We start from the raw sequence: 23,847 nt of genomic DNA, 5'->3' as shown, positions 1-23,847 counted from the left end.
GCTCCCCCTGCATTGGTTGGGTTGTCGGCCAATGTTCGGCGGCCCGACGGCGCCTTGGTCGAAGTTTGTTCGCGGCCACCGCGGTCGCCGCCGCGCAGCCGGCGCACGCGGACCCGGGAACGTGCCAATACCTAGGGACGTACTACGACCAGCAACACCCCTGCGACCAGCCGATATATCCCAACCCCGGCAATCCTCCGTACGGCAGCCAATTGCCGCCATTTCAGTGCCAGGGCATCAATGCGCACAACGTCGGCTGCTCGTGATGTTGCGCGGTGGGTCAGGGCAGCTGGTTGCTGTAGTCGGGGCGTCCCGTTTCGTAGCGTCCTTCACCGCAAGCACCTTGCTGCTGAGTATCATCGTCGACGCTTTGGCGCATCCAGAAACCGGGAACATGCGCGGCGAGAATGCCAGGTTCGGATGGAGAAGGGTAATGATTAGCGGTCGGGTCAATTATCACTTCTCCCAGCACGCTTCCGCCGGCGACTCCGCGATATCTCCGATCGACTGCTTCGACAACCCAGAGGTTCCGTGGCCACGGGGCTAGGCGATATTGCCGAGCGACGTCTGAATCAAAGCCGGGTCTTGAGTCAAGAGCAAATTTGAACTCACTGGAATCGATACCGTATGTACGTACCCGGAACTCGCCTTGCTGGCGGGTCTGCCATAGAGGGTTGCCCTGATCTGCGGTCGAAAACCATTCGCTGAACCACCACTGGGCAATTGCCTCGGCACGTTCAGCCGTCATATAAATCTTGGGCGGTAACGGCATGATGACTTGAGCCCATGATTTGTGTGATGGTATCGATTCATTCCAGGGATCGTCGATACGAAGGTAGGGCCCTAGCGCATCGTCGTGGCGATACAGCGTGACGTGGGGATGCGCTGCCGACGGAGCCCGCGTATAAGCGACGATCAGCCAAATATGCCCCCCGACCTGCGAGTAGACCATTGGGGTGATATTGCTATTGACGTAGCGGCAGAGGATTTGGAATAAGCCAAGGTCTCCCAACTTAGCGTTTTCTGCCGAATCCTTGGGCAATTGAAGGGTCGCGGGTGACAGTCCCAAAAGCGACATGCCTGCCATCATCTGTGGATGCGTTAAACCTTCAGATGGAAGTTGACGGTTCGCTACAACGCCACCCTTGGCAGCGTCGTGAACGGTCGACGGCAGTTTCCTGCCTACCTGGTGGCGCAGGTAAGAATGCCGAAGCACCATCCACATGTCCGCATGCGCGCACCGCAGATATTGTGCATCTTGGCTAATGAACGGCATACCCCGCACTGTCATTTGCCATCCCAGCACGTCGACGTGCTCAATGGCTTCGCATCGCGTTCCCCCATCTAATTCCGGAGGGGGTGAGATCATTGTTCGCCCAACAGGCGATGATTTGAGCGGGCGAAGTACTACATAGCCTTTATATGCACTTCGCAATGAGGACAAGTCGCCTAGGTCGGGCGGCAAGGAATCCGTGAAAAGGTGCGCACGATGTGCCACGGACGGATATCGAACGTAAGTTGTCGAGTAGAAGCTCGCGTGCTCACTGCGCCAATCAGCATCTATGTAGCGGGTTTCAACGAGTACAGCTCGTACATTGTGCTGCTGGGCTACCTCTATTATCCGCCGAAGTGGCTGGTTACCACTCGGGCCAACGTACCGGCCGTAGAATTGCTGCCAACCGTCCGGGGCGGACACATCATACGTAGACGTGTACTCCGGGGGATTCTCGGTCCACTCGTGGAATGCCACCAGGCTATTGAACAGGTGCCTAGTATCAGAAAACTCTCAGGGTCGATGCTGCAATCTCGGCCGAACGCTCGGCATCGCTGATGCGATTGAGAGCCTCGCCGAGCTTTTCAAATGAAGCCCGGTTGAGGGTTAGGCCATACCGGTTTATCTCTTTGTCGGGCAGGAGGTCGGTGGCTGATGTCTCTGACGTGGGCATACTTGCCATGCTAGGCACTCAGTCCTCTGTCTCGGATGGTTTTCGTCACGGCGGGGACTCCAACGTGCAAAAGATAGCGCACCATATCACATCCCCCTGACAGGCTCGCCCACGACCTGCGGTTTTGTGACCTTTATCGGCGAGCGAGCTGCCATGTACGTGTAGCCCAGTCTAGCGTGACCGAAACCAACGGTATCTGCTGTGCCCCGACCTGGTGCTGGCGTGGCAGACCAGCCACGCAGGTTGTCAGGCATTGAAATCAATGACGGAGTACCCCTGCTTGCGCAGTTGGTCGGCGGCCGCCTCTGGATTTCTACGTATTGCGGCGCGGAGCTGCCTCTCGTGAAACCCTCCGCGGCTTTCCTCAATCACGCTTTCCCAGTTTGGTTGTGCCTCTGCGAGTTTCTCGCGCACGAGGAATTCGCAGAGGTCTTCCAACGTGGGTCGGAAGCGTCGCCCGCCCACCGGGAGGTGGAGCCGTTCAAGTAGCCGCCTACTGCCATCTAAGCGTTTTCCAGCGATCTCCCATGCTTTCGAACTGGCGCAGACTTGCAGGTGAGCTTCTGGATAGTCGTCCTCCTTGTTGCGCTCATAGTCATAGTGCAACAAGACATTTGAGTCATTCCCGACGTCGGGATCGTTCGCGAGGATCATCACTGATTGCGTGACCATCAGGTGCTGCACCTGGTCATCGGGGGCCAGGTGGACAGATAGGCCGAGGTAGAAGTTCGCTGGACGTCGGCCAATGGTGACAGGAATGCCGTCGATTAAATCCTGATTGTGCTTGCTGATCTGGTAGCCGACGACGGTGCGGTCGCGCGAATAAGTCGAGACGACGGAAGTCAGTCGGATACCCGTGCAAATGGTGCCATTGAGAAGCTCGGATAGATGCTCGCCGAACTTACGGGATTCCTGTTCTAGGTCAAACCTCCGAGTCAAGGTCTACCTGGTACAGGTCTCCGATCGCGACCCAGGCGAGACGAGCCCGCATCGACTTGAATCGACCCGTGCGGGCTTGCGCAGCCAGTTCGTCAAAGCTGTTGCAACCAGCACGCCGAAGCGCATTGAACACCGCAGCCTTCAAATCCTCACGGGTGGCCACTTCCACGTCGGTGCTGACCTCAGTCGCCTTCAACGCTGCTGTCACTGCCTTCACCCCCACGCTCACTCGTCGATGCCTGCCAATCTAACGATTGAACAGCCGACGTATGACAGGTATGCCCAATTACGCATCAATTGATCCGCCTCCGTCACAAACCGCAGGTAGAAGCTACTAGTAGAGGCAGCGGGACCGGCATCGGAAGGTCGGTTTGTCGCTTAGAGCCAGCAAAGAACGCTCGGCTGTGACTTCGGCCACTAGTTAGGGTTCAGGCCAGCCTCGGATGCCTGGGCACCGGGTGGCTCTCTTGAGCCTACCCGGGCCCAGGAACCCGCCAAGTAAACCGATCGGCGTGTTGTGTGACTAGTCGCGGAATCGCCACTTAGTCGAGCAACGGTTCGCTGGCGGGCTAGCAGCGGCCAGCCTGCCATGGTCGGTTTCAGCGCGCCGCGCCATCGACCGTGCATGGTGCGTCGATTCCGCCACAAATCACGTCGGTCACGACGTCATGTGTATGGCCGGCGACGAGGCTGCGATTTCTTGAACGGCGCGGATGCCATTTTGGGCGGACTGCTTGGTCGTATAAGTCTTGCTGGTCACAAGGACTTGACCATTGTCGGCTCGGAGGGAAAAAATAGTATTGGCCGTTGGTGCTGCGATCAATCACAAAACGTCTGTCGTTCGCCATACCGTCATATGCTCCCACCGACGTGTCGCGACTGGAAGAGGACTCCTACCCGCTAGACGAAGTAGCGGGGAGTGCGAAGGGTTGGCTAGCTGGCCGCGAATCCGGGATGCAGTGGCAGGCCGTCAAACTCACCCTCCCTGACCCACGACAGCTCAAGGCTTTCGGCTTTCGACGTTCGGCCGGAAGCGGCGTCAGGTAGTTTCCCGGATCTCTTCTACTTCACTAGCCCCGGGCACGGAGATACGCCGGTGTTTCGTCGGGGATGCCTAGTTGACGGTTCCCGTGCTTCGCCGCCAGCGCCGCACCGTTATGACGGCGCAACACCTTTGAATTCGAGTAGTGCGGCTCCGCTGGCGCCGCCGCCGCCGGCTTGGCCCGCGACGTTTCCGTACGAGTAGCCGCCGCCACCGCCGGCGCCGTACTTACCGCCCGGCGCGCCCTCACTGCCGCTCGCGCCGGCGTGCAACGGTGGCGGTGCCGCGGCGTCCCCGCCGGCCACGCCAGCGGTGGGAGCTGCGACAGTGCTCGACGCCGCGCCGCCCTGCTGGCCGCCGGAGAGGCCGCTATACGAGCCGCGGCCGCCGGCGCCACCCGGGCCTGCGTCGCTAGCGTTGGCGTTGCCGGGGTAGCTGGCCTGCATGTGCGAGTTACCGCCGGCAGAGCCATTGGCGCCGGTCACGGCAACTCCGTTGATCGTGGCAGGGGTGGCCGACCAGGCGCCGCCCACGCCGCCGCCGGCGACCGCGTTGTACGCCGTCGTGCAGTAACCAGCGCCGCCGCCTTTGGCGGTTAAAGTGATTGCGCCGCTGGTGAATACAGTGTCGGCTCCGTTGAAACCGTACGAAACCGAATAGGTCGGCCCGAGCAGAGACGCAGGTATCCACACCCGGTTGACCCGACCGCCGCCGCCACCACCCGAGCCACCAGTCGAGTTGTACGTCGACGTTCCGGTGCCGCCAAGACCGCCGGCGCCGAGCAGGGTGACCCACAGGCCGGCGCAGCCCGAAGGCACGGGTTTGTTGGTGACCGCCGCCAGTTGCCCGCCCGCGTACAGCTCGTTGAAGTCGACAAAGCTCGACGCCTCGCTCGCAGCAAGCGCCACAACCACTTTCGGCAACGACACCGACAACTCACCTTGACCGATCTCCGAGCCCGAGAGCGACGCCACGACGGCCAACAGCATCGCCGCCACGTTGCCCGACTCGAACCGGCCGCCCGTCATGCCGACCGCGGGCATGGGCAGACTCGCGCCGATCGCGCCGCTTTCCTGCTCGCCGCCAGTCAGGTTCGCAGTCACCGCTGGCAAGCCGGCCGCCAGGCCGCCGGCGGGCAGCATGACGCCGGACAGCTGCGCTGTGGGCATCAGCGTTGTCACGGTGATCGCCGCAGGCGCGGTCTCGGCGCCCACCAACGACGCCTGCAACTGCTGAAGCGTGGCCGTGACCACCGACATGTATTCGGCCCACCAACCAGCCGCCATCAGCGAACCTCCCGTCCAGGCTTGCCGTGTGCGGGATATTTCTTGATGTGGACTGGCACGTCGTACCGCACCGCCAATTCACGGCAAGCCGCGCCGGCGGCGTCGTTGAGTTCGGCATCAAGGATGCCCAGCTCGACGAGGGTGCCCTGTCGCGCTTGCCACTCCACCTCGGCGTCCCCTTGACGCATCATCGCCGGGGGCCGGAACGGCACCGCGCCGGCCAGTGAGACTTTTCCGACAACGAGGTGGTCCCACAAGGCGTAGCCCCGCAGGTTGACCCGGTATGCGCGGGCCCGCGCGATCGAATCGGCCTCGTTAAGGTCGGCATACCAGCCGCAACAGCCCGGCACAGGCGGCTCATGTTCGGGATTCACGCAACCATGCGCCGGCATCGATGTCGACAACCACGCTTTAGCCGGCGCGAACGGCGACCGCAGCACATCGCCGGGCGTCCAAATCCAAAACCGCCAGCCCACAGTGCTTTCCACGACCGACACCGCGAGCTGCTTATTAACCCAAGCGTGCAGCCCAAACATCGCCGGTTGAATAGCAACATATGCGTCCTCGAAATCACCTGGTAAGCAGGGATTTTGTACATCCACATATCGGATTCGGTCGTTATCCACCCCGCGCTGCTGTAACACCCCTACGTGCTCGTACCCCAAGGCCACCACCAGGTCTGCGGACAGGTGATCGTCGCCGAGCAGAGAGGCGCGGTGATCCGCCGGCGCCGTATAACCGTGTCGGCCAAGCACGTGAACGGTCTGCGGGTCGATCGGCCCGCCCGCAACCGCGTCCGTGCCCGCACTACTCACCCGCACCGCATTGGCCAGGCCGCGCCTAGCGAGCTGCTCGGAGAATATGGTCGCGGCAATCACCGAACGGGCCCGGTTGTACCGACACACGAAGGCGATTTGCAGTGCGCTCATCCGACACACCCAAGTTGGCCGACCGACACCGACACGCCATATCGTGCGGCCAGCCGCGCACCGACCTGCGAGTCACTCGCACCGGGTTGCACCGTCAAATCGACGATTTCGGCAGATGCTGCCCGAAGTTCGTCAGCACCAATCCGCATCATCCCCGCCCGGGGTACGAACGGCAGTGGGCGCTTGAGCGCGACACGGCCGATCACGTACGACGGCAGCGCAGGCGGACGCACGCCCGCGAGCGCAAGGTTCATTGCTACGGTCCTTCGGTGCCGGCGCACCCGCTCGCGAGCATCGTCGACCGTCCGCTCCGCATAGACGCCGCAATCGCAGCCGGACGCCGGCGGAACGTGCTCAGGGTTCGTCGAGCACTTCGCCACGAACGCAGCACTCGGCCACGCCGGTCCACAGTCGTACGGTGACAGCAACAAGTCCTGGCCCGGCCGCACTAGCCAAAACCGGAAGCCAATCAGCGACGGAATGCTGTTGCCTGCGGTATTTTTCATGTCGCATCGCCTCGCTAATTGGGTTGTCGTCGGCGTGCACCAGCCAACGGACGATCGACCTCTGCTTGCGGGGTGCGCTCTCGCTTGTGCGCGCGGTACGACTTCATTCGGCACGCATTCGAACACCACCGCCGCTCTCGGCCCGACTCCGACTCGCGTACCCTTTTCCCGCACCAACCGCACGGAACCGTCTTCATGTAGTAGCTCGAATTACGTTGTCTCACGGCACTATTCGATTCACTTCAGGGCGAATTCGCCCGTGCGACCGGAAAATCTTCCAACCCGTACAGACCATTTTTCGCAGACTGATACGGCGGAAGTGCCTACCCCGGGGTACCCCTCCCCCGTATGGGGGTTGGCGTGAGCGGCCTGTTGCGGGGCCTGAGAGCGCCGCTGCCGTGCGATCAGCTCGGCGATCGTGGTGGTTCCGCCTTGCCGCGGTCGACTGTTCGAGCCTTCAGGTCGTTGCACGCAGCGCATGCCGCTTGCGCGTTGCTCGGGTCGAGTGCCAGGTCCGGCCGACGGGCAGCGGGCTTGATCTTGTCGACCACCGTGGCGTAGCTGGTGCACACGCCGGCATAGCGGATCTGGCACCGATAGCCATCCCGCCGGAGGATGGTCGGTTGCATTGCTTTCCATGCGGCACTGGACGTTACGCGGCTGGATGCTGTGCGCGGACCTTTCCATGCCTCGGTGCATTCGTCGCAGTAGCGACGGTTCCCGATCAGGTTGGTGCACTCGCCGTTCTTGCCCGGGCAGCGTCGCGGCGCTCGTGGCATAAGCAGCACCTGTCTCTTCTCGTAATCTGGTGTGATGTTCCGCCCGCTGCTCCGCTTGCTTGATCGAATCCTTGAGGCTGTCGAGGACGCCAAGGATCGACGCAGCGCGCGCAAGCGCAGCGGAGTCACGGTGCCGGCCGAGCAACTGTGGGCCGAACTCGGGCTCGACGTCTGATCGCAGTGCCGTCGTAGTGTTGGCGGCGGCGCGGCGCAGGTACGCACTCGTGGCCGTTGACTTAGCCGTCATGGCACGCCCTTGCCGCAGACTGACCGCAGGGGTTTGACGCCGGCCGCCGCCAAGTCATTGGCCCGACTCGACTGCTGTGAGTCGGGTTTCGAGCACGTAGACCGCGTCGAGGATCGCGCGCATGGTCTCCCGTGTGGGCGGCGCGTCGAGGCCGGCGCTGAACGCGGTTGCGGGTCGCCATGTCTCTCGGATGGCTTTGGTCAAGGGCGGCAATGTGTTTGGGTCCAGGTCGAATGTGTCTGCCATGTCTCATCGTCCTTTCTTAGTGGGCTTGTTGAGGTATGCGGGGTCGTCGCGGATGAGTTTCGGGATCGGGTTGGCTTTGGCGATGCGTCGTTGGCGTAGGCGTTCGAGGTCAGCCTCGCTGGGAATCCAGGGTTCGGCCTTCGAGCGCACGAGCCAGAGCATCAGCGCGGCGGGTTCGTCGGGCCACGGTTCTCGGCGTGTCGACGGGCGGCCGCCGTTGGGGTATTGCATGCTGTCGTCTGATTGGGCCGTGCGCCAGCCGGGCCAGATGTCGTCGAGGTTCTTCAGATACAAGTCGCTGGCGTGGTCTTCGCCGGCCTTGGCCTTGGCGCTGAACACAACGTCGTGCGACATTAGCGCGTGCTGGGCGACGCGTAATTCGTGGTAGTCCTCGGTGAGCTGGGTGAGCGCCTTCCATTGCGGGCCACGGTCGTTGGCGATGGCCTCGTGTGCCGTGTCTACTCCGCGAAGTTCGCCTGAGAGTTCGTGCGCGCGGTCTAGGAGGCGGTTGAGTTCGTCGTTGTATGCGGCCAAGATGTTGGATTTCTGCGCATCCCGTAGCGACTGCGCTCGGCCACGTGCGTCATTCGCCAGGGTTAGGAGCACGCCGCGGCGGCGTTCCCACTGCCGTCGGCGGGTTTCGAGTTCGGCGGTGTCGTTGATCCATTCGTCGGTGATTTCACCGGTGTCGAGCGGATGAGGCGCGGATACGTCCGACGGTGCCGCTAGCTCATTGAGCTTGCGCTTGGTCTCGTCCGCGACGCGTTGCGCGGTGAAGTACTCGGGGGGCAGGCTGTCTTCGGTGATGGCGGTAATGCGTTCGCTCATTGTTGTCATTGCTCGGCGTCCTTCCGGGATGGGTGTCGTATGGCTGCGGCCGCACGTCCGGCGGCGCCGGGGCCGTGGTTTGGTGGCGCTTCGGACGCGTCGGCTTCGGCATTGCGGTTGTGGCGCTCGGCCGCAGCTTTACGCCCGGACGCGCCGCCTCGCCCCCATTGGTCGGCCGCCGTTGGCGTTCCGTAGAGCGCCGCCAGGTGACTTTCCACTTTGCGGGTGTTGATCTGGCCGTCGTCCCCGACAAACTTCGACACGTCCATTACCGCGACGAAGGCGTCGAGCTGGGCACCGGAAATATGCTGCGCGGCAGCACTTCTCAGCATCTCAGTCGTATCGGGTGCACGGAGCTTCGCTGTGAGCACCGACCATTCACCATCGGTGAGTGCGGCTAGTTGGGCTTCAACTTCGGGCGAAAAGTCAACCATCGGTCATCGCCTCCGCATACGAGCGGACAGTGCTGGCTTGAAATACCAGCTTGCCCGCCACTTTCCGGCCATCGAGGTCAGACGCTCGGCGCCGAAGCGTGCGCTCATGCCAACGCAAAATCTGTGCTGCCTCAACCGTTCCGATCCATTCGTCGTCATGCAGAGAGCATTTCAGCTCTGCGCCTTCATCTTGTCCCGATGCGGACAGGGCTAGTTCGAGTTCGAGCGCGCGCACGAGTTCGGCATTCCACGGCAGCACGCCGCCGGGTCGGTCGCCTTTGCGCCTGGCTGTCAGTTCTTGTTCGGCACACCACAGCGCCAGTCGAAGCATCCGCTCGTCGAGCTGGCTCATGCTGATCTGCCGCGCTCTCGGGCTTCAGATGGATGGCTGACCCACTCGCGCCTACGGCCGGCTACGGGCTTGGCGCGTTGTTGGTCGCTCGTCGGGTTCTGTCTATCCCGGCTCCCGGAGTTGGCTGCGAAGTACTCACGTAGCGCGGCGATTGATTCGGTCTTGCCCTCGCAGACCTGCAAGCCCATTTCGGCGCGTTCGAGCCGCGCCGTGCGGTTCTTCGTGGGGCCGGTGAGCGCGGCGCCGGCGAGGGCGTGCGTCATGTCGGCGGCCTTGGTGTCGGCTAGCTCGCGGCGTGCGTCGCGTTCGGCGTCGGACTCGCGTTCGAGCCGGCGGTTCTTCACGATGCGTGCGTGCTGAATCAGGTCGCCGATCTGAATTGCGTTGGCGCTCGGGTTGTCGTAGAACGCCTGTAGGCCGTCGAGCAGATCCGAGCGGATGAGGTTGTGGCGGTGGATCTGCTCGGCCCACGCGGCGATGCGCGCTTTGTCGCCGGCGGTGACGCGGTCGTCCAGGACGGCGGCGAGTTTGAGTGCTTCGGCGGTGTTGCGAACGTCGTCGGCGGTGGCGTTCAGGGCTGTCGTCATAGCGTTTCGACTTCCGCGAGCAGTTCGGCCGCGGCCTCGTCGTAGCCGACAGCCTTCGCAGTGGGCTTGCCGCCGCCGTTGCCGGCGGCGCGCGAGTTGGCGGCTTTGAGCACGAAATGCGGGATCTGCGTGGGCGACCACGAGTCGGACGCCGACCACACCTTGAGCCCGGCGGCGATCGCGGTGGGCGGAATGTCCGATTTGAGGCAGTTGTCGATCTGCTTGCCGATGCCGGCCAACAGGCCGCGTTCGACCGGCACGGGAAGCGATGCGCTGAAGGCTTCAGCGATGGCGTGGGCGTTCGCCGAACAGCCGGCTGTGTTCAGTTCACGAATGCGCGCGATCGCTTTGCCCTGCCCTGGCGAAAGCGGTTGCGCCGGTGCGCCGTCGGACTGGGGGTTAGGGGGTTCTTGTTTTCTTTCTTCTCCCAGTTCTCTATAAGAAGTACAGGTGTCGTATGCGACACGGGGGGCTGTCGTATGCGACACGGGGGGTGGCGCATACGACCTTTGGGAGGTCGCCGGGGTGTCGCATTTAACCTCTGGGAGGTCAGACGCTATTCGGAAAGATCGACGTTGATCCTCCAAAGGCTCGTGATGTTCGATCTGCAAAACGTTTGCTAGATGCCTGAGTGCGCGGCGAATCGATTCCCTGTCCAACCCGACTTCATTGCCCAGTTGTGCATAGGAGACTCGCCACCACCGCATGCCTTCAATGTGGATGCGGCCCGGGCCATCTGAATGGCACCGGTACCGGATATGCGCCAGCACGACAGCGCCGGCTGCGCCGTAGCGTTCGATCTCGTTCGGTACGACTTGGACGAACGGCGGCCGACTCATGAGACAGTCTTGATGCGCTCGCGCGCCCCGGCGGGGGGCGGCCCGACCTGTTCATGCTGGGCGTCGTGACACACAGGGTCGTATCGAACGTTGTAGTCACCGAGCGCCACGCCGGCGGCTAGCACGAAATGCGTTGTGCCGTCACCGGATACTACCGTCGCCGCGAGGTAGCCGGGCGCCCCAACGTCGCACAGGCAGACGCTTCGCGACTCGTCAATCAAATCGATGTCGTCGCTGTCGTGGCCAACGGTGGTCATGCACTGATCGCCGTCTCGTCAGCGCAGCCCGGAAAGCACGGCTGGCGCGTGTGTACTAAGGCACAACCCGGGCATCGCAGCGGTGAAAGCGTTCCGGCCCGGGTCTCAGTTGCTTCGCTACACGGAGTGCTCTCGCAGCCGTTGTCCAGGGCGACCGGAATCCGCCGCCCTGTGCTCATGCTGCGCCGGCCCCCGCTTCAAGGCGGCTGATGTAGTCCGCGATCTGCGCATCGGTAGAGAAGCGCCGGCGGCCGATTGTTACAGAGCCGAGCTCGCCGGATGCCCAGAGTTGAAACACTTTTGAGCGGCATATACCGCCCAACCTCGAACTCGTAGCCTGCCAGTCGTTCACGTTCATGCCTTCCCGATAGTTCTTTACAGCGACACATGAAGGTCGTTTTTGTCAGTGTGGGGAACTTTATCGGAATGTGCACTAGTTCGCCAGCATCTATGTCAGAATGTCGCTATGGAGAACGTCGGGGAGGGCTGGCACGCGGCGCTGTCTCAACGGATCGGCCAGGCGGTCGCCTCGCGGCGAAAGGCGTTGGATATGACGGCCCAACAACTCGCCGAGCGATGCAAAGACCTTGGCGTACCGATACATCGGACAACCATCACCAAGATTGAGAACGGGAGGTCGCGGTTCGACCTCGGCGAGCTGATCGTTTTGGCCGTGGCACTAAACACTTCCCCAGTTGGACTGGTATACCCGGGCCCTTACGAAGGGCTCGTCGATATAACGCCGAGCGTGCGAGTAACTGAATTCCAAGCAGCACAGTGGTTTTCAGGTTTGCGCCCTGCTCTCGAAGACGATACGAACGCTTCTGACGCTGCGCGGCTCCGGGCCGGCTACCGGAAAAGTATGGAGACTCTCGCCGTATTGCGCACGATTGACGAATTGCAGGCACGTAAAGCGAAGGTGGTGCCGACCGGCAAAGAGTTGACCGATGAGCAGCGAGCGGAAAACGCCTTTCTAGACCGGCAGATTGATCGATGGCTGGCGTCGCTAGGTGAAGACAATGCCTAGGCAACGTTTGCAACCGGGTGAGCACGGCCGCATCTCCGAATGGACAAGTAGCGGAAGGCATTTCGCAGCTACATACGTCCGCGACTCGGACGGCAAGCGCCGACGCGTAGAGCGATCGAGCCGTAAGTCGACTGAAGATGCTAGGCGAGTACTCCAACGGCATCTACAGGGTCGGCGCGCGCCTATGTCGGGTCAGATCGTGACCGACCGGACGACACTAGCTGAACTGTTTGCAATCTGGATTGAGGCGAAAGCCGTAGTAGACGGAGTGAGTCAGCAGACCGTCAACCAGTACCGCGCGGTGTGGGATTCGCACGGTGCGGAACAGCTCGGCGCGCTACGCACGGGAGAGTTGTCGACGAGCCGCGCCAACGCACGCTTGCAGTCGATGGGAGCGACGACCCAAGCGAAACGGCTGCGGATGATCCTGTCCGGGATGTACGGCCTGGCCGTGCGCTACGACGTGCTCGCGGTGAATCCAATCCGGGAAGCACGCACGGTAAAGACCACGCGCAAGGCCGCCAAGGCGGCGACGGCAGCCGAATTTGAGCGCGTCCGAGCCGCAGTACGCGCCTATGTTCAGCGGGAGGGGTCCGGTCCGCAGCGAGGGCGACTGCTGCCCGCGTTCGTGGAGCTATTGGCAGCGACCGGCGCGCGGCCGAACGAGGTGCTGGCCATGCGTTGGTCAGACGTTGATCTGTTGGGCAATCCCCCGACGGCAATTATCACTGGGACACTCATCGACCACGGGCGAATCGCCGGCAAGCCCCTGCACCGCCAAGACAACCGTAAAGGCGACGCTGCCCCGCATACCGTTGTGCTGCCTCGCTTCGGTGTCGAAGCCCTCGCATCGTTGGTCAGTGAATCCGGGATGGACGGACCGGTCTTCGCCAATCGCGACGGTGACTGGATGTCGCTCGCGAACATGCGGCGGTCGCTGCGGGCTGCGCTGCCGGCCGACCTCTCGTGGGTAACGCCGCACTCGTTTCGGCGGACGGTGGCCACGGTGGTCCGAGACGCATTGGGCGCCGAGGTGGCTCAGCAACAGCTTTCCCACGCCAAGCTCGCAACCACTGAAGCCCACTATCTGCAACGGCATACCCGTGGCCCGGACGTACGCGCCATTCTCGATGAGTTCGCTGGTCAGGAAAGTGCGGAGCGAAAGTGACAGGAAAGTATCAGATTTCAGGATCCTCGCTGGCGCTATCGGTGCCGCGCGAAGCGTCTGCGCTGGTCGTGAGTGCGCCCGAAGGGATTCGAACCCCTAACCTTCTGATCCGTAGTCAGATGCTCTATCCGTTGAGCTACGGGCGCCTGTCTTCAGTTGTGTTGCGTGTGTTCCGCTGGCGGAGGCGAGAGGATTTGAACCTCCGGTCCCCTTTGAGGGGGACAACTCATTAGCAGTGAGCCCCATTCGGCCGCTCTGGCACGCCTCCCTTGGACTTTCTGAGGGTACCCGACCCCTTTCCGGTCTCGCGGAACCGGCCATACTGTACACATCCGCGACATAAACTGTCGAAGTGACCGCCCGCTTGCGACCCGAACTGGCCGGACTGCCAGTCTATGTGCCCGGCAAGAACGTCCCGGGTTCCATCAAACTGGCCAGCAACGAGACCGTGCACGGGCCGCTGCCCAGCGTGCAAGCGGCCATCGAGCGCGCCGTCGCGATCGTCAACCGCTACCCGGACAACGCCAGCGTCGACCTCAAGGCCGCCCTGGCCATGCACCTGGGCCCCGGATTCGCGCCCGAGCACCTCGCCGTCGGTAGCGGCTCGGTCACCCTCTGCCAGCAGCTGGTGCAGATCACGGCCGCGGCGGGCGACGAGGTGATCGTCGGCTGGCGCAGCTTCGAGTGCTACCTGCCGATCATCCAGGTGTCCGGGGCGACCACCGTCAAGGTGCCGCTGACTGACCACACACACGACCTCGACGCCATGCTCGCCGCGATCACCGACCGCACCCGCCTGATCTTCGTGTGCAACCCGAACAACCCGACCTCGACGGTGGTCGATCCGGACGCGCTGACCCGGTTCGTGGACGCGGTGCCCCCGGACGTGCTCATCGCGATCGACGAGGCCTACGTCGAGTACATCCGCGACGGCATGCTGCCCAACAGCCTGGAGCTAGCGCTCACCCGCGGCAACGTCGTTGTGCTGCGGACCTTTTCGAAGGCCTACGGGTTGGCGGGGTTACGCGTCGGCTACGCCATCGGCCGCCCGGACCTGATCACCGCGCTGGACAAGGTGGTCATGCCGTTCGCCGTGACGAACGTCGCACAGGCCGCCGCCATCGCGTCGCTGGAGGCCTCCGACGAGCTGATGGCCCGCACCGACGCGCTGGTCGCCGAGCGCACCCGCGTCAGCGCCACCCTGCGCGAGGCCGGGTTCACCGTGGCGCCGTCGCAGGCCAACTTCGTCTGGCTGCCGCTGGGGGATCGCACCACGGACTTCACCGAGCAGGCCGCCGAGGCGCGCCTGGTGCTGCGGCCCTTCGCCGACGAGGGGGTGCGGATCACCATCGGCGCGGTGGAGGAGAATGACGCCCTGCTGCAGTTCGCCTGCGATTGGATCTCCCGCACCGACGCCTGAAGGAGCGCTCATGGACTTGGCGCGCAAGCTGTTCACCGAGTTCAAGGAGCGCGACGGTGACATCCCCGATGCCGAGCTCGACGAGTTTTGGGCGACGCTACCGCCCGCGACCATCGAGGGCATGCTCGGTGAGTGGAAGGGCGGCGAGTTCCGCACCGGCCACCGGATGAACGGGCAGCTCGAGAAGGCCGGCTGGTTCGGCAAGAACTTCGTGTCCGCGCGCGACGTGCAACCGCTGGTATGCCTGGACGCCGACGGCAACAAGTTCTCCAACAAGGAGATGGGCAAGGGCGAGGCCAGCCTGTGGCTCGAGGAGTTCCGCGGCGAGGTCACCGCGACGATGGTCTACGACGGCCAGCCCGTGCACGACCACTTCAAGCGAATCGACGACGACGCCGTGATGGGCATCATGAACGGCAAGGGCGTCCGCGATAGCGGCCGCTACTACTACTTCTATCTGGAGCGCGTGTAGGCGCTCGCGCCTACAGAAGCGCTAGCGGGCCGGGTCGCGGCCGGTGAAGCCGACCAGCTGCTCCAGGGCACCGGCATCGTCGGGCACGTCGACGGGGTCGTCGAAGCCGGCGCCGCGGCGGATCTCCGGGCGGATGACCTGCCGCGCCAGGCCCAGCACGTATTCCGAGAGCGGCTCCGGGGCGTTCAGGTCGTGCCCGACGGCCACGGCGTAATCCCAGGCGTGCACCAGGAATTCGATCGACAGGATGGCGCAGGCGTTCTTGGCCGGCAGCTGGCCTTTGCCGAACGGCACGGTGCCGTCCAGCCCGCGCCGGTGCCAGGCGTCGACGGCCGGGCGGGCCGCGGCGACGACCCGGCGCTCCACCGAGTCGCCCTCGTCGGAGTCGGGGATCTGCGCTCCCGCCATGCCGCCGACGCCCGCGATCGACTTGAGCAGGTGCGTTGTCAGTTGTGCCACGTCGAACTCCGTGCACGGCGTCCGGCGCGACAGGTCGTCGGCGGCGATGGTGTGCAGCACCCGCTGCAGCACGCCGAGGGTGTCTTCGGCGCTGTGCAGCTCGTCGGTGGGCGGGGAATGCGGGCCGGGGCGCAAGTCGCGGGGCATGTTTCCCACGCTACGGTCTCGATATGGCGCAAGCATACGAATCGGTCACCGTGGAGACCAAAGACCAGGTCGCGCAGGTGACCTTGATCGGACCGGGCAAGGGCAACGCGATGGGCCCGGCGTTCTGGGCGGAGATGCCGGAGGTGTTCGCGACGCTGGACGCCGACCGCGACGTGCGCGCGATCGTGCTGACCGGCTCGGGCAGGAACTTCAGCTACGGGCTCGACGTGCCCGCGATGGGCGGGGCGTTCACCCCGCTGCTGGGCGGCGACGCGCTGGCCCGTCCACGCGCGGACTTCCACGCCGAGATCAAGCGCATGCAGGCGGCGATCACCGCGGTCGCCGACTGCCGGACCCCCACGATCGCCGCCGTCCACGGCTGGTGCATCGGCGGCGGCGTCGACCTCATCTCCGCGGTGGACATCCGCTATGCCAGCGCCGACGCCAAGTTCTCGGTGCGCGAGGTCAAGCTGGCCATCGTCGCCGACGTCGGCAGCCTGGCCCGGCTCCCCCGGATCCTCAGCGACGGGCACCTGCGCGAGCTGGCACTGACCGGCAAGGACATCGACGCCGCCCGCGCCGAGAAGATCGGCCTGGTCAACGACGTGTACGCCGACGCCGACGCCGCGCTGGCCGCCGCCCACGCCACCGCCGCCGAGATCGCCGCCAACCCGCCGCTGACCGTGCACGGCGTCAAGGACGTCCTGGATCAGCAGCGCATCGCGGCGGTCTCGGAGAGCCTGCGCTACGTCGCCGCCTGGAACGCGGCGTTCCTGCCGTCGAAGGACCTCACCGAGGGCATCACCGCGGCGTTCGAAAAACGTGCGCCGCAATTCCGAGGCGAGTGAGCCACGTACCCTCGCTGACGTGACGACACCCGACGGCAGGATCCGCGTCCCGTCTGACCTGGACTCCGTGACGTCGATCGGCGACGAGGACCACTCCGAGATCGACAGCGCCGCGGTGGAACGCATCTGGCAGGCCGCGCGGCACTGGTACCAGGCGGGCTTTCACCCGGCGATCCAGCTGTGCCTGCGCCAGCACGGGCGCGTGGTGCTCAACCGGGCGATCGGCCACGGCTGGGGCAACGCCCCGACGGATGCGCCCGACGCCGAGAAAATCCCCGTTACTCCGGACACGCCCTTCTGCGTGTATTCGGCCGCCAAGGGCATCGCCGCCACCGTGATCCACATGCTCGTCGAGCGCGGTGTGTTCGCGCTCGACGACCGTGTCTGCGAATACATTCCGACCTTCACCAGCCACGGCAAGGACCGCATCACCATCCGGCACGTGATGACGCACAGCGCCGGGCTGCCCTTCCCCACCGGCCCGCGGCCCGACGTCAAGCGCGCCGACGACCACGAGTACGCCCAGCAGAAGCTGAGCGAACTGCGCCCGCTCTACCGCCCCGGCCTGGTGCACATCTACCACGCGCTGACCTGGGGACCGCTGGTGCGTGAGCTTGTCTACGCGGCCACCGGCACGGAGATCCGCGAGATCCTGGCCACCGAGATCCTGCAGCCTCTCGGCTTCCGGTGGACGAATTTCGGTGTCTCGCAACAGGATTTGCCGCTGGTGGCGCCCAGTCATGCCACCGGCCGGCCGTTGCCGCCCGTGGTGGCCGCCATTTTCCGCAAGGCGATCGGCGGGACCGTGCACGAGATGATCCCGATCACCAACACTCCCCTGTTCCTCAACACCATCATCCCGTCGTCCAACACCGTGTCGACGGCCAACGAGATGTCGCGGTTCGCCGAAATATGGCGCCGCGGCGGCGAACTCGACGGAGTGCGGGTGCTCAGCCCGGAGACGATGTACGGCGCGGTGCAGGAATGCCGACGGCTGCGGCCGGATTTCGCCGTCGGCCTGCAACCTGCCCGGTGGGGCACCGGATGGATCCTGGGCACCAAAAGGTGGGGGCCGTTCGGCCGCAATGCGCCCCACGCGTTCGGCAACCTCGGCCTGGTCAACATCGCCCTGTGGGCGGACCCCGCGCGCGGCCTGGCCGCCGGCGTCATCAGCAGCGGAAAGCCCGGGCGCGACCCCGAAGCCAAGCGGTACACCGCCCTGCTGGACACGATCACCGCCGAAATAACCGGCGGTTGACATCGCCCGGAGGTGGGAACACTGCCGGGCATGGCTACCTACCGAGTGCTCAACCCCAAGGGCGACGTCGTCGCCACGAAGGACATTGAAAGCGCCGACAAAGCGCACGCATGGTTCGCCGACAACAAGGTCGAAGGCAACGAGCTGGGCTGGCGCATGGAGGTCGAAAGCGACGGCGAATGGCGCTTCTTCGACGACAGCGAGGGCGACCGCAGCTACTAGGTTCCGCCGAGGTTTGTGCCCCCACCGGCGGGGCAACCATCAAGACATGGATTCTGAACGCTTCCGCAAGGTACTGGACGCGCCGGGGCCGTTCGCCTCGGTCTACTTCGACGACTCGCACGACACCCACGACGCTGAGGCTCAACTCGACCTCAAGTGGCGCGCGGTCAAGGAGGAGCTGGAGAAGCAGGGCGCCGAGCAGAGCGTCGTCGACGGGATCGAGAGCGCCGTGCGGGACCTGCGCCCGCCGGTCGGCCGCAGCGGGCGGGCGGTGATCGCGGGCGCCACCGGCGTGCTGATCAACGAGCATTTGGCCCGCGCCGCCGCCACCAGCGTGGTCCGGGTGTCCGAATTGCCTTACCTGGTACCGATTCTCGAGCACAGCTTCGACCACCCGGATTACGTTCTGGTGGTCGTCGACCACAGCGGCGCCGACATCACCACCCAGATCGGCGGCACGCTGCGCAGCGAAACCGTCGACGGCGGCGGGCACCCGGTGCACAAGGCCGCGGGCGCGGAGAACGCCGGATACGGCGATCCCCAGCAGCGCACCGACGAAGCCGCCCGCAAGAACGTGCGCGCCGTCGCCGACCGGGTGGCGGAACTGGTCGACGACAAGGGCATCGAAGTCGTCTTCGTCGTTGGCGAGGTCCGGTCCCGCTCCGACCTGCTCGCCGCGCTGCCCCAGCGCCTGGCGGACCGGGCGGTGCCGCTCGAGGTCGGCGCCCGCCACAGCGGTCACGACTTCGGCGAGATCGAGCACGCCATCGAGGCGGAGTTCCTCAAGCGCCAGTTGCGGACCATCGACGAAGCGGCGCAACGCTTTACGGCCGAAATCGGGCGAGACTCCGGCCTGGCGGCCGAGGGCTTGGGGGCGGTGTGCTCGGCGTTGCGGCAGGGTGCCGTGGAGACGCTGATCATCGGCGACATCGGCGACGCGACCGTGGTGGCCGACGAGGGACTGACGACCGTCGCGCCGAACGAGAACGTGCTCTCCGAGCAGGGCGCGGCCCCCGACAAGATCCTGCGGGCCGACGAGGCGCTGCCCGCGTTCGCGGTCTCGGTCGGGGCGGCGCTGGTGCGCACCGACGAACGGATCGAGCCTGCCGACGGGGTCGCCGCCGTGCTGCGCTACGCGCCGACGCTGCACTGACGGCGGCGGCTGGCCTGGCGGTGGCGGAGGGATTTGAACCCCCGGACGTTGTTAGCCGTCTCTCGCTTTCAAGGCGAGTGCATTAGGCCGCTCTGCCACGCCACCACGGGTAAGGCTAGTCGAGTTGGCTGGCGCCCGGACCTCGGCGTCGGCGGCCGGTAACCGCGGCTAGTAGCGTGGCCGACATGCGCGCCATCGTCGCCGAAGCCGCCGATCGACTGTCCTGGCAAGAAGTCCCCGACGTGTCCGCCGGCGCCGGGGAGGTGGTGATCCGGGTGGCCGCGGCCGGCGTGAACCGCGCCGACGTGTTACAGGCGGCCGGCAAATACCCGCCGCCGCCGGGGGCGAGCGAAACGCTGGGCATGGAGGTGTCCGGCGTCGTCGCCGAGACCGGCGAGGGCGTTGCCGATTGGTCTGTCGGGCAAGAGGTTTGCGCGCTGCTCTCCGGCGGCGGGTACGCCGAGCGCGTCGCCGTCCCCGCCGGTCAGCTGCTGCCCATCCCCTCCGGCGTCGACCTGATCGACGCCGCGGGCCTTCCGGAAGTGGCATGCACGGTGTGGTCCAACCTGGTACTGACCGCCCATTTGGGCGCGGGCCAACTGCTGCTGATCCACGGCGGCGCCAGCGGTATCGGCAGCCACGCCATCCAGATCGCGCGGGCGATCGGGGCCCGGGTGGCCGTGACCGCCGGCTCGGCGGACAAGCTCGAATTCTGCCGCCAGCTGGGCGCCGAGATCACGATCAACTATCGCGACGAGGATTTCGTCGCGCGGCTGCGCGACGAGACCGACGGCGCCGACGTCATCCTCGACATCATGGGCGCGGCCTACCTGGACCGCAACGTCGACGCCCTGGCCACCGACGGGCAGATCGTCATCATCGGCATGCAGGGCGGCATCAAAGGCGAGCTCAACATCGCCAAGCTTTTGATGAAGCGGGCGCGGGTCATCGGCACCACGCTGCGGGCGCGGCCCGTGACCGGACCCAACAGCAAGACCGAGATCGTCCAGGCGGTCACCGCCAAGGTGTGGCCGATGATCGGCGACGGGCGGGTGCGCCCGGTCATCGGCGCCCGCGTCCCCATCGAGCGGGCCGGCGAGGCGCACCAGCGGCTGCAGGCCGGCGATGTGACCGGGAAGATCGTGCTGACGGTGCCGGGCTGACCCGGCGTCAGCCCAGGGAAGCCAGCGCCCGCACCAACTGGTCGACCTCGGCCGTGGTCGAGTAGTGGGCCAGGCCCACCGTGACCGCGCCGCCGATGTCGTTGACGCCCAACACGTCGAGCGCGCGGGAATTCTCGTTGGTGACGGCCAGGATGCCGTTGTCGGCCAGCCGCTGCACCACCCGCTCGGCGGGCACCCCGTTCAACGCGAAACTGACGACCGGGATGCGCACCTCGGGCCGGCCGATCACCATCACCAGCGGCAGCGACCGCAACGACACCATCAGGTAGTCGTAGATCCGGTTCAGGTACGACGCGGAGGACTGCATCGACACGGCCAGGCGCTCGCGGCGGCTGCCGCGGGCCGATTCGTCCAGCGCTGCCAGGTATTCGATGCTGGCCACCACCCCGGCGAGCAGGCCGAACTGGTGGGCCCCGGTTTCCAGGCGCGCCGCGCCGGTGGCCTTGGGGTCCGTCGAGATGGACGTGAACGAGTTGAGCAGCGCCGGGTCCCGGAACACGATGGCCCCGATCGGAGGTCCGCCCCACGCCGCGGCGTTGACCGCCACCACGTCGACGTCGGTCTCCTTCAGGTCCAGCAACCGGTAGGGCGCCGCGGCGGAGTGGTCCACCACCGCCAGGCCGCCGACGTCGTGCACCAGCTTGGTCATCGCGCGCAGGTCGGTGACGGTGCCCAGGGTCGCCGACGCCGAGGCGACGGCGACCAGCCGGGTGGCCTTGCCGATCAAGCCCTCCCACTGCCAGGTCGGGAGCTCGCCGGTCTCGATGTCGATCTCGGCCCACTTCACCTTGGCGCCGTATCGGTGCGCGGCCCGCAGCCACGGGGCGATGTTCGCCTCGTCGTCGAGGCGGCTGACGATCACCTCGTAGCCGAGCCCCGCCCGCGACGACGACGCCTCGGCCAACGCCGACAGCAGGATCGCCCGGTCCGCGCCCAGAACGACGCCCGCGGCGTCCACGTTGAACAGGTCGGCCACCGCCGCCCGCGCCGCCTCCAACACGGCGGCGCTGCGCTGCGCCGACGGGTGCGCGCCGACCGTGGTGGGACCCGACCGGCGGAACGCCGTCGACACCGTGGTCGCGACGGAATCGGGGATCAACATGCCGGCGGGCGCGTCGAAGTGCACCCACCCGTCACCCAGCGACGGATGCAGTCCGCGCACCCGGGCGACGTCGTAAGCCATGCCAGCCACCTTAAGGCGTCCGCTTTTCGGCGAAATTGCAACGGTAGCGGGTGCCACGGAGATTCCGGCCAGTCGGTGGCCTCCCAAGCCAGGGCTCCCGGCCAGCCATACTAGTCGAGTGGGGCTGTGGTTCGGAACGCTGATCGCGTTGTTTTTGCTGATAGCGCCAGGGACGACCATCGCACGTATCACCCAGCTTTCGTGGCCGACCGCTATCGCGGTGGGCCCGGCGCTGACCTACGGCGTCGTGGCCCTGGCCATCATCCCGTTCGGTGCCCTCGGAATCCCCTGGAACGGCTGGACCGCGCTGGCCGCGCTGGCCGCGGTGTGCCTGGTGATGACGGTGCTGCAGCTGCTGCTGTCGCGGTTCCGCGACACCGACGCGGAGTCCCGGGGGGCCGGTCGCGGGCCCGCGATCACGGTGGCGGCCGGGGTCCTGCTGGGCGCCCTGCTCACCATGTGGGCGGCCTATCGGGGGTTGACGCACTGGCAGACGATCCCGAGCACCTGGGACGCGGTGTGGCACGCCAACGAGGTGCGCTTCATCCTGGACACCGGCCAGGCCTCCTCGACGCACATGGGCGAGCTGCGCAACGTCGAGACCCACCAGCTGCTCTACTACCCGTCCGTCTTCCACGCGCTGACCGCGGTGTTCTGTCAGCTCACCGGCGCGGCGCCGACCACCGGTTACACCCTCAACGCGGTGGCGGCGTCGGTGTGGCTGTTCCCGTCGAGCGCGGCCGTGTTGACCTGGCGCCTGCTGCGTCCCCTCGCCTGCGAATGGCGCACCGCGGGGGCGGCGGCCACCGCCGCCGCGCTGTCGGCGTCGTTCACCGCGGTGCCCTACGTCGAGTTCGGCGTCGCGGCGATGCCCAACCTGGCTTCCTACGGGGTCGCCGTCCCGACGTTCGTCCTGATCACCTCCACGTTGGGGCACCGCGACCGCATCCCGGCGGCGGTGCTGGCGCTGGTCGGCGTGATGTCGGTGCACATCACCGGCGGCGCGATCGTCTTGTTGCTGCTGGCGGCCTGGTGGCTGCTGGACGCGCTGCGGCACCCGGTCCGCGGCAGGCTGGCCGACGTCATCCCATTGGCGATCGTCGCGATCACCGCCGGGTTGATCCTGTTGCCGCAATTCATCAGCGTGCGCCAGCAGGAAGACATCATCGCGGGCCACTCGTTCCTCACCCACCTGAGCAAAAAGCGCGGCATCTTCGACGCCGTGATGCAGCACTCCCGCCACCTCAACGACTTCCCGGTGCAGTACGGGCTGATGGCGGTCACGGCCGTCGGGGGCCTGATCTTCCTGGTGAAGCGGATCTGGTGGCCGCTGACGGTGTGGCTGCTGCTGGTGATCGTGGACGTCGACGCCGGCAATCCGCTCGGCGGGCCGATCGGCGCGGTGGCGGGGGTGTTCGGGGAGTTCTTCTACAAAGACCCGCGGCGGATCTCCGCCGCCATCGCCCTGCTGCTCGAACCGATGGCCGGGGTCGCGGTGTTCGCCCTCGTCACGGCGGTGGTGGCCGGCGCCAAGCGCGTCGTCAGCCGACGCAGGCCCCTGCCCGCGCCGGTGTGGGCGTCGGCCACGGCGATCCTGCTGGTGCTCACCACCGTCCTGACCGGCCGGCACTACCTCTACCGCCACCTGGTGTTGATGGGCGACAAGTACGACTCGGTGATCATCGACCAGCGCGACCTGATGGCGATGGCGTACCTGGCCACGCTGCCCGGCGCCCACACCACCACGATCGGCAACGCCAACACCGACGGCACCGCCTGGATGTACGCCGTCGCCGATCTGCACCCGCTGTGGACCCACTACGATTACCCGCAGCAAATGGGCCCCGGCCCCAACCGCTACATCTTCTGGGCCTTCGCCCGGCGGGGTGATTCCGATCCGCGCGTCGTCGAGGCGATTAAGGCGCTCAATATCCGGTACATCTACACCAGCGCGCCGACGGTTCGGGGTTTCGCGGTACCGGAAGGACTAGTGTCACTGGATAAGTCGAAGTCGTGGGCCCTGATCTACGACAACGGCGGAGCCAAAATCTACGAGTGGCGCGGAATCGGCGCGGCGCCCCGCCCCTGA

General features: G+C 65.6%; 29 protein-coding genes and 3 tRNA genes. 11 read left to right on the top strand and 21 right to left on the bottom strand.

Annotated elements, in window-relative coordinates; genetic code table 11:
• Window positions 1–280 precede the first annotated feature (280 nt).
• The 8 genes from A5700_RS26250 to A5700_RS26230 form a co-directional block, all read right to left on the bottom strand.
• A complete protein-coding gene (locus A5700_RS26250; RefSeq protein WP_156671322.1) occupies window positions 281–1,276 on the bottom strand; it encodes a hypothetical protein in 996 nt (331 codons plus the stop codon).
• A 499-nt stretch (window positions 1,277–1,775) separates the two neighbouring features.
• Window positions 1,776–1,946 (bottom strand): hypothetical protein, encoded by a 171-nt coding sequence (locus A5700_RS26245; protein ID WP_156671321.1) that lies wholly within the window; start codon window positions 1,944–1,946, stop codon window positions 1,776–1,778.
• Window positions 1,947–2,192: 246 nt separating this feature from the next.
• A complete protein-coding gene (locus tag A5700_RS25565; RefSeq protein WP_082960572.1) occupies window positions 2,193–2,885 on the bottom strand; it encodes a hypothetical protein in 693 nt (230 codons plus the stop codon).
• Window positions 2,869–3,093: a hypothetical protein gene (locus A5700_RS20205; RefSeq protein WP_231973853.1), complete on the bottom strand. Its 225-nt coding sequence runs from the start codon at window positions 3,091–3,093 to the stop codon at window positions 2,869–2,871. The genes A5700_RS25565 and A5700_RS20205 overlap by 17 nt, the downstream gene beginning before the upstream one ends.
• Before the next feature lie 450 nt (window positions 3,094–3,543).
• Entirely contained in the window at window positions 3,544–3,708 is a 165-nt protein-coding gene (locus A5700_RS27470; protein WP_082960571.1) for a YegP family protein, read from the bottom strand.
• A gap of 332 nt (window positions 3,709–4,040) precedes the next feature.
• Window positions 4,041–5,180, bottom strand: a complete 1,140-nt coding sequence (locus A5700_RS26235; RefSeq protein WP_156671320.1) for a hypothetical protein — start codon at window positions 5,178–5,180, stop codon at window positions 4,041–4,043.
• Between the two features lie 32 nt (window positions 5,181–5,212).
• Window positions 5,213–6,142 carry a low molecular weight phosphatase family protein gene (locus A5700_RS25545; RefSeq protein WP_082960568.1) on the bottom strand — a complete coding sequence of 310 codons (930 nt, stop codon included), beginning with the start codon at window positions 6,140–6,142 and terminating at the stop codon, window positions 5,213–5,215.
• Complete coding sequence (locus A5700_RS26230; RefSeq protein WP_156671319.1) at window positions 6,139–6,648, bottom strand: hypothetical protein; 510 nt, start codon at window positions 6,646–6,648, stop codon at window positions 6,139–6,141. The genes A5700_RS25545 and A5700_RS26230 overlap by 4 nt, the downstream gene beginning before the upstream one ends.
• 813 nt (window positions 6,649–7,461) lie before the next feature.
• Between A5700_RS26230 and A5700_RS26225 the strand changes: the two genes are divergently transcribed.
• Complete coding sequence (locus A5700_RS26225) at window positions 7,462–7,602, top strand: hypothetical protein (protein ID WP_156671318.1); 141 nt, start codon at window positions 7,462–7,464, stop codon at window positions 7,600–7,602.
• Window positions 7,603–7,728: 126 nt separating this feature from the next.
• Here A5700_RS26225 and A5700_RS26220 read toward each other — a convergent pair whose 3' ends face one another.
• The 8 genes from A5700_RS26220 to A5700_RS27465 form a co-directional block, all read right to left on the bottom strand.
• A complete protein-coding gene (locus A5700_RS26220; protein ID WP_156671317.1) occupies window positions 7,729–7,920 on the bottom strand; it encodes a hypothetical protein in 192 nt (63 codons plus the stop codon).
• Window positions 7,921–7,923: 3 nt separating this feature from the next.
• A complete protein-coding gene (locus tag A5700_RS20185) occupies window positions 7,924–8,757 on the bottom strand; it encodes a hypothetical protein (protein WP_156671316.1) in 834 nt (277 codons plus the stop codon).
• Window positions 8,754–9,182 carry a hypothetical protein gene (locus tag A5700_RS26215; protein WP_156671315.1) on the bottom strand — a complete coding sequence of 143 codons (429 nt, stop codon included), beginning with the start codon at window positions 9,180–9,182 and terminating at the stop codon, window positions 8,754–8,756. Before A5700_RS26215 ends, A5700_RS20185 begins: the two co-directional genes overlap by 4 nt.
• The gene (locus A5700_RS26210) at window positions 9,175–9,534 is read right to left on the bottom strand and encodes a hypothetical protein (protein WP_156671314.1); all 360 of its coding nucleotides are present in this window, start codon (window positions 9,532–9,534) and stop codon (window positions 9,175–9,177) included. The genes A5700_RS26215 and A5700_RS26210 overlap by 8 nt, the downstream gene beginning before the upstream one ends.
• A complete protein-coding gene (locus A5700_RS20180) occupies window positions 9,531–10,121 on the bottom strand; it encodes a hypothetical protein (RefSeq protein ID WP_068071943.1) in 591 nt (196 codons plus the stop codon). The genes A5700_RS26210 and A5700_RS20180 overlap by 4 nt, the downstream gene beginning before the upstream one ends.
• Window positions 10,118–10,960, bottom strand: a complete 843-nt coding sequence (locus tag A5700_RS26205) for a hypothetical protein (protein WP_156671313.1) — start codon at window positions 10,958–10,960, stop codon at window positions 10,118–10,120. Before A5700_RS26205 ends, A5700_RS20180 begins: the two co-directional genes overlap by 4 nt.
• On the bottom strand, window positions 10,957–11,217 hold the full coding sequence (locus tag A5700_RS20170; RefSeq protein WP_068071937.1) for a hypothetical protein: 261 nt from the start codon (window positions 11,215–11,217) through the stop codon (window positions 10,957–10,959). Before A5700_RS20170 ends, A5700_RS26205 begins: the two co-directional genes overlap by 4 nt.
• Before the next feature lie 175 nt (window positions 11,218–11,392).
• The gene (locus A5700_RS27465; RefSeq protein WP_082960567.1) at window positions 11,393–11,575 is read right to left on the bottom strand and encodes a hypothetical protein; all 183 of its coding nucleotides are present in this window, start codon (window positions 11,573–11,575) and stop codon (window positions 11,393–11,395) included.
• A 108-nt stretch (window positions 11,576–11,683) separates the two neighbouring features.
• Between A5700_RS27465 and A5700_RS25535 the strand changes: the two genes are divergently transcribed.
• Together A5700_RS25535 and A5700_RS20165 are read left to right on the top strand one after the other, a co-directional pair.
• The gene (locus A5700_RS25535; protein WP_082960566.1) at window positions 11,684–12,244 is read left to right on the top strand and encodes a helix-turn-helix domain-containing protein; all 561 of its coding nucleotides are present in this window, start codon (window positions 11,684–11,686) and stop codon (window positions 12,242–12,244) included.
• Window positions 12,237–13,412 carry a tyrosine-type recombinase/integrase gene (locus tag A5700_RS20165; RefSeq protein WP_068071931.1) on the top strand — a complete coding sequence of 392 codons (1,176 nt, stop codon included), beginning with the start codon at window positions 12,237–12,239 and terminating at the stop codon, window positions 13,410–13,412. Before A5700_RS25535 ends, A5700_RS20165 begins: the two co-directional genes overlap by 8 nt.
• 73 nt (window positions 13,413–13,485) lie before the next feature.
• On the opposite strand, the gene A5700_RS20160 is transcribed toward A5700_RS20165, so the two are convergent.
• Window positions 13,486–13,558 (bottom strand) — tRNA-Arg (locus A5700_RS20160).
• Between the two features lie 30 nt (window positions 13,559–13,588).
• Window positions 13,589–13,680 (bottom strand) — tRNA-Ser (locus A5700_RS20155).
• An 84-nt stretch (window positions 13,681–13,764) separates the two neighbouring features.
• Here A5700_RS20155 and hisC point away from each other — a divergent pair.
• Together hisC and A5700_RS20145 are read left to right on the top strand one after the other, a co-directional pair.
• The gene (gene hisC / locus A5700_RS20150; RefSeq protein ID WP_068071929.1) at window positions 13,765–14,832 is read left to right on the top strand and encodes a histidinol-phosphate transaminase; all 1,068 of its coding nucleotides are present in this window, start codon (window positions 13,765–13,767) and stop codon (window positions 14,830–14,832) included.
• A gap of 10 nt (window positions 14,833–14,842) precedes the next feature.
• Window positions 14,843–15,304, top strand: coding sequence for a DUF4334 domain-containing protein (locus tag A5700_RS20145; protein WP_068071927.1), 462 nt, complete (start codon window positions 14,843–14,845; stop codon window positions 15,302–15,304).
• A gap of 21 nt (window positions 15,305–15,325) precedes the next feature.
• Here the strand turns inward: A5700_RS20145 and A5700_RS20140 are convergent, their stop codons facing one another.
• A complete protein-coding gene (locus tag A5700_RS20140) occupies window positions 15,326–15,910 on the bottom strand; it encodes a TIGR03086 family metal-binding protein (protein ID WP_197502883.1) in 585 nt (194 codons plus the stop codon).
• A gap of 23 nt (window positions 15,911–15,933) precedes the next feature.
• On the opposite strand from A5700_RS20140, the gene A5700_RS20135 reads away from it, so the two are divergent.
• Genes A5700_RS20135 through A5700_RS20120 form a run of 4 tightly spaced genes read left to right on the top strand, consistent with a single transcriptional unit; the run spans window position 15,934 to window position 19,391 of the window.
• A complete protein-coding gene (locus A5700_RS20135) occupies window positions 15,934–16,758 on the top strand; it encodes a crotonase/enoyl-CoA hydratase family protein (RefSeq protein WP_068071923.1) in 825 nt (274 codons plus the stop codon).
• Window positions 16,759–16,777: 19 nt separating this feature from the next.
• Entirely contained in the window at window positions 16,778–18,016 is a 1,239-nt protein-coding gene (gene lipE / locus A5700_RS20130) for a lipase LipE (RefSeq protein WP_068071921.1), read from the top strand.
• Between the two features lie 30 nt (window positions 18,017–18,046).
• Window positions 18,047–18,238, top strand: a complete 192-nt coding sequence (locus tag A5700_RS20125) for a hypothetical protein (protein WP_068071919.1) — start codon at window positions 18,047–18,049, stop codon at window positions 18,236–18,238.
• Window positions 18,239–18,284: 46 nt separating this feature from the next.
• Window positions 18,285–19,391: a hypothetical protein gene (locus tag A5700_RS20120; RefSeq protein ID WP_068071917.1), complete on the top strand. Its 1,107-nt coding sequence runs from the start codon at window positions 18,285–18,287 to the stop codon at window positions 19,389–19,391.
• Between the two features lie 15 nt (window positions 19,392–19,406).
• Here A5700_RS20120 and A5700_RS20115 read toward each other — a convergent pair.
• Window positions 19,407–19,496: transfer RNA gene (locus tag A5700_RS20115), tRNA-Ser, on the bottom strand.
• Between the two features lie 80 nt (window positions 19,497–19,576).
• Between A5700_RS20115 and A5700_RS20110 the strand changes: the two genes are divergently transcribed.
• Entirely contained in the window at window positions 19,577–20,554 is a 978-nt protein-coding gene (locus A5700_RS20110) for an NAD(P)H-quinone oxidoreductase (protein WP_068071958.1), read from the top strand.
• A 7-nt stretch (window positions 20,555–20,561) separates the two neighbouring features.
• Here A5700_RS20110 and A5700_RS20105 read toward each other — a convergent pair whose 3' ends face one another.
• On the bottom strand, window positions 20,562–21,758 hold the full coding sequence (locus tag A5700_RS20105; protein WP_068071915.1) for a cysteine desulfurase-like protein: 1,197 nt from the start codon (window positions 21,756–21,758) through the stop codon (window positions 20,562–20,564).
• A gap of 118 nt (window positions 21,759–21,876) precedes the next feature.
• On the opposite strand from A5700_RS20105, the gene A5700_RS20100 reads away from it, so the two are divergent.
• Window positions 21,877–23,847, top strand: a complete 1,971-nt coding sequence (locus A5700_RS20100; RefSeq protein ID WP_068071913.1) for a DUF6541 family protein — start codon at window positions 21,877–21,879, stop codon at window positions 23,845–23,847.

The sequence above is a fragment of the Mycobacterium sp. E1214 genome (assembly GCF_001666755.1).
In the GTDB taxonomy this organism is placed as follows: domain Bacteria; phylum Actinomycetota; class Actinomycetes; order Mycobacteriales; family Mycobacteriaceae; genus Mycobacterium.
The sequence above is the reverse complement of the archived record's forward strand: the minus strand, read 5'-3'. Positions and strand labels throughout refer to the sequence as shown.